6 protein-coding genes are annotated in these 11,312 nt (G+C 34.3%); all 6 read right to left on the bottom strand.

All coding sequences use genetic code 11. The annotated features are described in order from the left end of the window. Positions 1-8: 8 nt before the first annotated feature. A complete protein-coding gene (locus ACIQ7L_RS27040) occupies positions 9-3,323 on the bottom strand; it encodes an NlpC/P60 family protein (RefSeq protein WP_400573174.1) in 3,315 nt (1,104 codons plus the stop codon). Between the two features lie 273 nt (positions 3,324-3,596). After that, positions 3,597-4,739: a hypothetical protein gene (locus ACIQ7L_RS27045; protein ID WP_400573176.1), complete on the bottom strand. Its 1,143-nt coding sequence runs from the start codon at positions 4,737-4,739 to the stop codon at positions 3,597-3,599. A 177-nt stretch (positions 4,740-4,916) separates the two neighbouring features. Beyond that, positions 4,917-7,682, bottom strand: a complete 2,766-nt coding sequence (locus ACIQ7L_RS27050) for a hypothetical protein (RefSeq protein WP_400573178.1) — start codon at positions 7,680-7,682, stop codon at positions 4,917-4,919. Between the two features lie 18 nt (positions 7,683-7,700). Beyond that, positions 7,701-9,683 (bottom strand): VirB4 family type IV secretion system protein, encoded by a 1,983-nt coding sequence (locus ACIQ7L_RS27055; protein WP_400573180.1) that lies wholly within the window; start codon positions 9,681-9,683, stop codon positions 7,701-7,703. Further along, the gene (locus ACIQ7L_RS27060; protein ID WP_400573182.1) at positions 9,673-10,656 is read right to left on the bottom strand and encodes a hypothetical protein; all 984 of its coding nucleotides are present in this window, start codon (positions 10,654-10,656) and stop codon (positions 9,673-9,675) included. The genes ACIQ7L_RS27055 and ACIQ7L_RS27060 overlap by 11 nt, the downstream gene beginning before the upstream one ends. 2 nt (positions 10,657-10,658) lie before the next feature. After that, positions 10,659-10,964, bottom strand: coding sequence for a PrgI family mobile element protein (locus ACIQ7L_RS27065; RefSeq protein ID WP_400573184.1), 306 nt, complete (start codon positions 10,962-10,964; stop codon positions 10,659-10,661). Between the last annotated feature and the right edge of the window lie 348 nt (positions 10,965-11,312).

Raw genomic sequence — 11,312 nt, forward strand, 5'->3', positions numbered from 1 at the left:
CCTCCTTTTTATTTCAACGCACGTCCCACGCTTGTTACACTGCCCCAATTGTTGATTTTAGAAACTTTAATTCTATCATTACTTTGAGGTGCGTGAATGTATTCGTTATTACCAATGTACATTCCTACATGGTGTGCAGGTCTCCCCCAGAATACTAAATCCCCTGGTTGTGCTTGTTCGTTCGGAATGTTCGTAGCCCATGATTGTTGTTCTCTTGCAGTACGTGGGATATTCACTCCTGCTTTTTTAAACCCATATTGCATGAATCCTGAACAGTCAAAGCCTGGGTATTCTACTGGATATCCACCAATCCACTCACCTGTTTTCCTTGCAGGTTCCCACTCACCATTTGCCTGTTTCTTAGGAGGTGTTGTACCGCCCCAAGCATACCAAGAACCAAGGAATTCTTTTAAATAGCCATAAATTTCTTGAGCTTTTTGACTACCTTCAATACTCATTGGTCCACTACCGCCTGGAGTAGAAGTACCATTTCCACCACCACTTTGAACGGCTTCACCTGAAACAAATGGTGTTGCATCTATCCGTTGTCCTTTATATACAACTTCTAAGTGCATGACTTCTCCATCTTCAGTAGTTCCTCCTGCTGTACCAATTTTATCTCCTTTTTTAAGTTCTTGCCCTTCTTTTACATCAACAGTACCAAGATTTCCATAAATAACTGTAGAGTTCTTATATTGAACTTCTACCATTTTACCTAAATATCCACCTTCAGTTGTACTGATATTGATTACTTTTCCTTTATCTGAGACAGATTTTATCTCAGTTCCATTTGGAGCAAGAATATCTATAGCTTGATGTAACTCTTTTCCCTCTCCTTTAGGTACTAAACCAAACTTTTTCACAATTGTTGGAGGGTTTATATCTACAGGATTTTGAAATCCATCAGGGAATAGTTTTTTTACATCTAATCCGTTTTTCTTTCCTCCCCATGATGTACCTAACGGGTTCTTGAACAACTGAGAATATCGTTCTTTCCACATTTCATCAGTCATATTATCAAACTCAGAAAGATACTTTTGTTCTTCCATAACAAACATCATATTGATAACATCTTGTGAACGAGATTCTTTTATACGATTTTCTACCAATCCGCCAATAGGGAATGGATTAATAGGGTCGTAATGTGGTTTATCAGGGAATAATTGTCCCCAACATTCTTTCAACTTACCAAAAATCCCTTTAATTAAAGATGCGAAACCACCATCTCCACCACCTTTAACTTCTAATCCACTTGCTGAACCCACTTCAAGATTTCCATCAGCCAGTACTTTTGTTCCATCTTCTTTTGTTACATAAGGAGCTTTACTTTCAGGAGATGCATAGTAACGTAATACATGCTCTATGTATTTCGGGTCTCCATATGTTCCTCCACTCCATCTAAAATATTTAGAAGGGTTATTATGAACCTCGTCACGGAATTTCATCCAACCTGTATCACCTGTGTTCTTCTTGATTTCATCTACACTCTTTCCTGACTCTTTAGAATATAAATCTAAAATCGCTTTCGTTCCACCAGGTCCATAGTTGTAAGCTTGAATAGATAAAAGCACATTATACTGATTATCTTTTAGTCGAGATGCAAATTCCATTGTTCCTGCCTTAATATTTGCATCTACAGCCGTTACATCACCAGGTCCACTTATTTTCATTGTTTCTTCTTGATGTGTTTGGAAATTATAAGCTGTAAGACTCGTAATTACCTGACCTGGTTTTTCTACTTGCATCAAGCCTACGGCCGCACCATTATAGCCTCTACCACCAGGTAAACTACCTTCATGGTCACCGCCTGATTCTTGAGATGCTTTCGCTACAAGTAAATAAGGGTCTACCCCAAACATTTCTCCGTATTTTTTAAATATCTCAATGTATTGCAGTGATTTCTTATAGTTTTCAGAAGAAGCTCCTTCACCTAATTTGAATTCACCCATGTCAACTTGTCCACCACTTTGAGATTTAGATTGCGCTTCTTTTTCATCATGCTCTTTTAACAATGCTTCTAATTCTTTAATATCTTTATTTGTTCGAGCTTCAATATTAAACACCATTCTGGCATCGAGTGGCACATAAGATTTAAAGTTTTCTAAGTAATCTCTGAAATAACGATTTCCTGTAACACCAGATGTATCAGGTTCACCATCATATTCAGGCGTTTGTTCCCACATTGTACCTTCAGCATATTTAAACATTGTAATTTCTTCTTGATACCATTCTTTTTCTTCGTATGTTTCTGTAACCCCTGGTTCATCCGCTTTTTCACGGGTTTTTGTCACCATTCTTGATTTCGAAACAGTTTGCTTGAATGGAATTTTTTCTTCATATCTTTCTCCTGTATCTTTCCATTCATTGATGATTTTGTTTGTAATATTCCCCGCAGGAGAAGCTACTTTATCAATCATCCATACTGTTTTGGGATAACCCTCAACTGCTTTTTTATGTTCCGCTTGATTACCTTCAGAAATATTTTGTTTTTGAATCACTTGTTGTGATGATTCATCCCAAACATCTTGATATACAACTTTGCCCCTTCCTTCTTTTTGTTCTGCATATTGTTTGTAATGAAGAATTGGCGCAAAACCATAATCCCAAACACCTTTTTCTTTTTTATCTTCTATACGTTTCCATGTTTTTGAATCATAACTGTTACTTTCAGCAACCAACATTCCCTTATCGTTTGTTAACGGTTTCGATTCGAATGTTTCAGGGTCATGATAAACAGGTCTTAAAAATTGTTCTGGGAATCTGAATTTGTTATCAAAGAGAAATTCATCCAATGTCCATAACACGTTTGGACTTAAATAAAACATTTTTTCACGGTCATATTTATCTTTAATATTATCAGTCTTAACTCTTGTATCATCAGGCGAATATAACTTCTTTTCATCCTCAATCGTAATGTAGTAAGAACGGTCTGAAAAATAAGTGTAAAAGGCTTTAACAACTTTATTTCCTGGTGATAGGTTAATTGCTTCCCATTGTCCCTTTTCGTTCTTTTTTAGCTTGTTATCGTGTTTTTCATCTTCCATTTGATACCCTTGTTCTTTTCCTCTACTTTCAAAAATAGTATCGAAAATAACCGTGAATATATAAAAGATAAGAATCGCTATTAATATATACGGAAAAAGTGCTAATACGAGTGACTTTATAGCAGTAAAAACAGCTTTTAAAATCATTTTCGCTCCTTTTTTCAAGGTGTTAAATACTGCCTTTCCTGCTTTTTTAGAGCCTTTTTGCATTGCTTTATTCATTTGTTCTTCCGCAACGTTAGAGGTGGTATCTGTACCGTTCCTGTTATCCTCATTCATATACAATTTCCCCCTTTCATTACTTTATCTTTATTCTATTCTTTTACTATAGTTAATATCTATATATAACAAGTCCTACTAAGTTTTAACAATTTCCCGAAAGAATTCTCCCTCTTCAAGCTTTGCTAAGTAGGAGATGTTCATCTATAGTTAGTTAAAAAAACAAAGCAAAAAAAAGATAGACCAATAGCAAGAATTTATTTGCTATCAATCTATCTTTTTGTATTTATTAAGTTTAATAAATTATGTTTTTACAAACGTAATTTGTTCCGTTCATTTCATTCCAACAAGGGCACCATCCATAAGCGAAAGCTTTATCTTACGTTCTTTTTGTCCATGATTATATATTTTCATCGCATTAATCTCTAAGTTTGCTTTGTATTTTCTATAGAAGAAAAGATTAAATCCATTGTTATCCATTGGCTCAATAGATTCTAAAAACCCTATAATCTCGTTATTAGAATCCCATATTATAATTTCATCATACGAGCAATTCGAAGCATTAATGTCGAACCCCCTATCTTTACAATGAAGAATCCAAAATTCTTCATTTTCTTGAATCTCCTTATTCGCTCGATACACAATAAACTGTTGCACCTCATTACTTTCTTTGACTTCAATTATTTGATATTCCAGATGATGTATTCTATTAGATATAAAACCAGTCTTTATTTTAGAAACTTCTTCTTTTACAAGTGCAAATACTTCTTTGCCTATTTGAACAAAATCTATGAGAATTTCTTGTAACTTCTTTACAATGTCTTGTTCTTCATAATGATTTGTTTTTCTAAGCTTATGATTATATTTCGAAAAAGAAGGAATTGTAAATGAGATTTCAAGCCCCGTTATATCAAATGTAATTATGGTGCTTATATCATGAATGTGTTTCGTAGTATTATTGAAATCCGAAACATAATTAAAGTTTCTACTCTTACAAATTTGCCTCATTTTTTTGATTATCATCTTGTACTGTTTTTTATAGTTATAATTCAAATGTGATAATAACCTAAAGAAACTTATCCCGTCTCTTTCTAATGCAAAATTCCCTAATATTGCAGTGTTTATGTATTGTGCCATGCAATCAAAATAGCAATGAGCCTTATGAAAGAAACTGGATACTATTCTATGTATTACAGAATATAGAGGTAGTGCAACTCCGAAATATTCTTGGTCTTCTCCAAACATTTCATTTACGCTCATTTTTTTAATTTTCTTTTCGAATAATTTTTTTCTCCAAATATCCCGTTCTTTTTCAATTTTATTAATACAATTTCGTAAAGCTTTATATTCAGTCTCCATTTCAATTAATTTATCCATTGTATTCATCAAGAACTGTTGAGAATCATATACTTTTTTCTCATATAAGATTTTATCTTGTTGATGATTTGAAAATTCCTTAATAATTTCACTTAACATAAAAGCATACCTCCAAACTTCCTATATGAACTTTTTTCTTTCTCTCCCATCATCCTATATTTTATACTACTTCTCGTTTATTTCGAAAGAAAACACAACTAAATACAATAAATATCTTTTCGAAATAAAAAAGAGTTCTATCACCAAATCGGTAATAGAACCCTTGAATTACAAGACTTATTTCTTAACTTTTCTATATTCTGGTACTTGAAGCATCTCGTTATTAGAGAAATTTGAATTTACATCCTTTTGGATGATATAGTTTTTACCAGATTTACTTACATTTTTATATCCAAATGCATTCTTATCTACCCAAACACCAACTGTATCTTTATCTTTATTAACAGAAGCATGAAGAATACCGTGTGTTTTGTAGTAATTCATTGCCTGTTTATCATTTTGATTAAATGATTGAACCATAGATGAAAGGTTTTTCTCTCCTTCTGTTCCTTTTAAATTCGAAGAGTTAAACTGTTGAGTGGCTTCATTAAAGTCATATTCTACATACATCTTATTGTCTCCCACATCAACCATTTGTTTAATACCTGTATCCTCTGTTAATCCTCTCGCATCATGATAACGAGTAATCACTCCATCATTTGCAAAATCTTCTTTTAGATAACCTTCATCCTGTTTTTCATAACCATCTAAGCTATTTGGTGAGCTTCCTGTTGCTAAATCTTTCATTGTACCAAATGCAGATTTGATTGTTCCATCCCCATTGTTTTGACGGGCAGTAAAACTATCATTCGCTTTATTAAATGTTTGCATACCTTTTTGTTTTGCAAGGTCAGTAGCTAAACCCATACCACTTCGGTCACCAACTGCACTTGAACCTGCCATAATACCACCGATTGCTCCCGCTTTTGCAGTAGTTGCTAATGCTTTACCTGTCGCTTTTACTCCTGCTTGAAGAACTCCTTTACCTGTAGTTTTTTGAGGAGTTGGACTATTTCCACCTGTTTTACCACTAATAGCTCGCATGTCTGAATTCATTTTATTGATTTGTGTACCATCTACATCAGACATTGAAGTCGCTCCCATATTAGTAGAACCTCCTACTCCACCACCACTGAAGTTTTGAGCTCCTTTTTTATTCATTGCAACGCCACCATTTGCATTATCCATGATTTTTTTACGATTACGTTGTTCCATGAATCCTGCGGTTGCTCCTCCAACCATTCCCATACCCATACTTAACGCTTGACCGCCAATTTGTCCTGAAATTCCTCCACCTGATAGACCCATCAAGTTTTGACGGAACCACTGTGTCATTGGCACAAATGCAATAAGTAAAATGATACTTTCTATTAATCTTGTTTGTCCTAAAGTCGTTACATTTGCAAAGAAAGCTATCATTAATGCATGGAATGATTGCATGTAAATATTTGAAGTTAACTCTTTCATGTAGTTTCCAAACAATTGTTTATATTTACCACCAAATGCAATAGATACAACGAACAATGGTGCTGTTGCATATAAAAGTGAAACTGTAATTGCTCGCATGATATAAACAAAATTGAAATATATCATGATGATAAAGAATGCAATATTAATTAAGATTGCACCAACAAGTCCTGAACTCATGGTATCAGCAGTTCCGAATGATTGAGAGTAATTCGATGCACTTCCGAATATTTCAACTAACTTAAAGTTGATAACTGCCAATACATGGAATAATGGTCCAATTAAAGTTAACATAAATCCTGTCATCAATAAGTTTTGAATACCATCTATTAAATTCACTCGCATCATTGGATTGACAGCGGCCAAGTTTCGAGAAACTAATAGTTTTACGATTGCCCCAATGATAAGAGCCCAAGCAATACACTGACATACCCAATATAAAGATTGAGCAGAATCAAACCAATTTAAAGGCATAATTCCTTGATATGTTGTCGCAGAACGCTGACCATCGTTTAACATCAATTCTTGGAAACTATATAAGCCAAGCAACTGACGAATAGTACCTAAAATACTACTGATAAATTCACTGAAATATTGTTCGATTTTACCAGGTTTTGCAAGTTTATCTACTTGAGAAAATGTAATTTCTTTTTTTACATAGTTCGTATTCCCTTGTAGAACAACTCTTTTCCAATCTAAGTTTTTAACGTCAAAATCTTTCACCTTTTTTTGAGCACTCTTAGGTAATGAACTTGCTAATTCTTGTCCAGGATAGTAACCTTTTGGCACCATTGCAACGAAGTAAGCAGGGTTTGCTCCTTCTGCTGAAATTTTGATATAATGCTCTTTTTTCGTTCCCTTTACTGGATTAGGAACATCACTACCTTTTGAGAAACTAAAAGATTTTCCGTTAAATTGAACGTTCGCAGAATTTCCGTCCATTGCAGAGTCAGAAGCATTTGCTACATCAATAGCAAGTTGTACGAAGTCTTCTCTGGAACCTTTATCTTCAGAATCTTTCTTCGTATGTCCACTTGCAGATAAAATATAAGCAATTGCATCATTAAAGCTATTCACCAAGGTATCTGCTACCCAATATGCTCGCTCTCTATCCAATCCAGTCGCTGAGGTAGAATCTTCTGTCATCCCTGTGTGATATCCTGGGAATGTATATACAAGAGCCCAATCTGAACCTGCTTTATCTGTAGCAGTGATATCAGGAACTACCTCATCATAAGCTTTTTTCACTTTATCTTTTTCACCATTGACGCTTGGAATCGTAAAATTACTTGTTTTTGCACTTTTTTCAAAAAGTCCAATTTCTGATTCCCTGTGATTGGATTCTACCGAGGTATTATCCTCAAATGAAACCACTGCATTGTAACGATTTGAAGCAAAATCAATTGCAATCCCCATAAAGTACGCATCATGGGCGTATGCTTGTATAGGTGACATAAACAATGATGTTGCTGTTACAGCAGTCAAAGCGAATTTAGAGAGGGTTTTTAAAAACCCTCCTTTTTTTCTATCACTCATAAAGTATCCCTCCCTACATTAAGCGATTTTTTTCTTTAGTTGAACGATTCCGTTATCGGGATTATCTTCTTCCAAATCTTTCGTTTGATGTGCTTTTTTAATTAAGTCCACTTCAAACGCAAATGGCATTACATACGCTACAGAACTTTCTCCATGCATACGAATTAACATTTCTCCTCGTTGTGCTTGTAATAAGAAGTTACGTTCACCATCAGACAGTTTGAATGTATCTTGTAATAAATCAATGTCTGTGCTGTCTTGACGCAAGAAAATATTTACTACAGAGTTTGTTAATACCGCTTTACCTTGCTCGTTATTTGCAAACTCGATAAAGTTTTGAGATGCTACTAACAAACCACCATTACGTTTACGAATACGTCTTGAACAGTTCTCTAAGAATTGAGATGTATATTCAAATCCTGCCATGTTTTTATTTACTAACATCCATGCTTCATCACAAACAATACGTTTCTTAATGTGTGGATTTTTCTTAGCAAATTTCTCCCATGTCCAAGACATTGCTACGAACATACCAATTGGTCGAAGTACACTTTCTTCTAATCGACTAATGTCAAAGGTAACGATTGGTGCATCTTTAAAGTTTGATAATTCTTCAGATGTATAACAATCGAACATGTCATACACGCCACCTTCTTTAAAGATTTTTAATGCATTCGCTAAACTTTCTAATTCTTGGTTTTGTTCTTTTCTCGCATATGCCTCAAACTCATTATGAAAATCTGTGAATCTTGGCATTTGACGTTTACGACCAATCTCTGAAAATTCACCTGTTTTTTCATCGAAATATGGTTCATTTTCATATAAAGAATCCGCACTTGTCGTAAATCCTTTATCCTTATATACTTTCGCAAGAACATGTGCTACGATGGAACGTTGTTCAGGTGTTAAGCCCCCCGCCATTACAGCTATAAGGTTTAGCAAATCGGCAACTTTTGATTTTAAATCAATCTCTTCTTTTCCAGTTTCTTGGTTATACTCAGTTTCAACATCAAATGGATTCAGAAAATGTTTAGAATCTGGGGCTACATAAATATGAGCTCCACGCAATGCCTTTGTTAATGGTTTGTATTCACCTTCAGGGTCAATGATTACTGTTCTCACACCACGTAAAGCACTTCTCATCGTTAGCAAGGAAACGAAGAACGTTTTACCAGAACCCGCTTGACCAAATACTGTAATATTCGAGTTATTCAATTTGTCTCTGTCATAAAAGTCGATTAAAACAGGTGTAGTAGTTGCTAAGTTCACACCACAGAAAACGCCCGTTTCATGAGAAATTTCAGAGTTATAAAACGGGAAACAAGCTGTTAGAGCACCAGAGTTAAAGTTCCTGAACGAGTCTAATAAATACGTTTTCCCAAATGGCAGAGCAGATTTATAACCCTTATCTTGTCTTAAATAAGTCGGCATCATATAAATCTTTCTACCTTTTAATTTGTTATCTAATTTCTGAGTTTCTTTATCTAAATCTTCTTTAGAATCTGCATATAAATTAGATGTGACTTGAATATAGAATAGATTTTCATAATTTTGTTCTAATTTTTCACGTTGGTCATATAGTCGAATGATTGTATTTCTTAAACGAGTGATATCTTTGATGTTTCCCTTTTCTTGCTCAATTTGTAATTGAGATTCGAATTGAGTAATCTTATGAGTCAATTCATCAAGAGCTGTTCTATCATCAGCAGGTTCAATATATAACGCTGTATCTAAATCACCTTCATAGCTATATAACAAGTCAAGCCAACCCACAGCAACGTTTGTTGGAAATCCCTGCATTACCAAATTTCGAACATATTTATTACCAACTTTTAAACAATCTTCATAGCTCCTGTCAAAAGAAGGTGGAGCAAAGAAATCTTTTACACTTCTTGTCCCTCTCTCCAACGTATCAGTCTGTTCTGTATTATGATTAACATTCAAATCAATGACTGCTTCACCTTTTAGTTTTTCTTTCGATTTCTTTTTCTTAAACCACATTTCTATCAGCCCCCATTTCAGGAATGTCTGGAATGTCTACAGATGGTGTTTTATAGTAACCTGCAACAGCTTCTCGAATTCTACTAATCTCAAGAATCGCCTCATTCGCTGAAGATTTAATATCTGCATCTACTCCATTATTTTCTAACAATTCTTTTTCTAATCGGATTTGAGATTCATATAAAATCCAATCTAATTTTCCTTCTGGCAATACCTCTTGCAGTGGATTTTTCTCACCTTCCACCATAAGTTCTAAGTATTCTCCACTTAAAACACTCTCTACATGTGAGTGGTTTTGTCTGTGATATACTCCAAAAATGACTTCCGCAACTTCATTCGTTTTTAAAATGTGTCCTTTTACACCCAATCCTGCCAAACCATCAATTAGCATTTGACAACGTGTATACATTTCTTTTGCAGAGTACTCATATTTTTCTTTATCTGTAGCAGTTGTTAACTCATTTGCTTCCATGTAAGGTACAATGATGTATTTTTTCTTTTGTTTGTTATTACCAATTAAATTTGGTAAGTTTGCCATTTCTGAATAATACGCATTTCCATAATTCTCAAGTTCTGGATAGTCTTTTATTGTAGTCAGAATATCCTCTTCTAATAACTTAAGAGTCTTCTCATCATCAATTGTTCTCGTGTGAACGAACATTGTAATAGGGTGAGATAATGAATTTAAAAAACGTTGAAAAGATAAATCAATAATCTCTTTTTCTTTTTCTGTTTTTAAATCATAGTTAATTGAATTGCATTCGATAATAGCTCTGTAATGATGTTGTCCCAAATTCACCATTGAATCTGAAATGTCTTGATATGGTAGAAACTCTTGTGCTGTTTGAATATCTTCCCTTGCAGATGTATCTGCGTTTTTCGGGTCCGTTTTCTTCAATTGATACATGACAGCCCATCCCATACCACCAAATAGAGCAAGTAATAAAATCGTACCTATAATCACTCCTGTCATTCTTACACTTCCCTTCTACGGTTTATTAATTTTTGACTTTTTTTCTTTAACGCTCGTTTTCTACTCATATATTCCCAAAGTGTCATATCCAACTTTTTCTTAAAGGCAAAAGGTGTTCCTGAAATAAGTCCAACAAGCCCTAAAATACAGGAAATAATCCCGTTTCCTATAGTGACAAAACTTAAAATGAAAAACAGTGCTCCCAGACCAAAACCACCTAACAACCAAAAAAATTGGTTTAAATTTAATACGCCCCCGATAACTTTCTCTTTCTCCTTCATATCAGGAGGAACTGGATAAACCTTCATGAAAATCCACCCCTTTCTTTGACTATAGTTAATGTTATATGATATATAATAGATAGTCTACGGCTTACTATTCCTATATGGTTCGACTATATGGGAGAAGCTGTACGAATAAATGAGTTTATTTTAACGAACTTCCCGAAAGAATTCTCCTTCCTCAAGCGTGTGAAGGGCGTAGCCCAACGGTAGGTGGGAGATGAATTTCGGTTGTACATCGTACAACATGGTTCATATATTTGTTTGTTAACACTATATTGTAAAATATTATTTACTTATTAATATTAATTTGTTATATTTGTATGAGGGAGGAGGTCTTTTTATTATGATACGGGCGAAAAAAGTGTATATTTC

The sequence above is a fragment of the Bacillus sp. NPDC094106 genome (genome assembly GCF_044764345.1).
In the GTDB taxonomy this organism is placed as follows: Bacteria; Bacillota; Bacilli; order Bacillales; family Bacillaceae_G; genus Bacillus_A.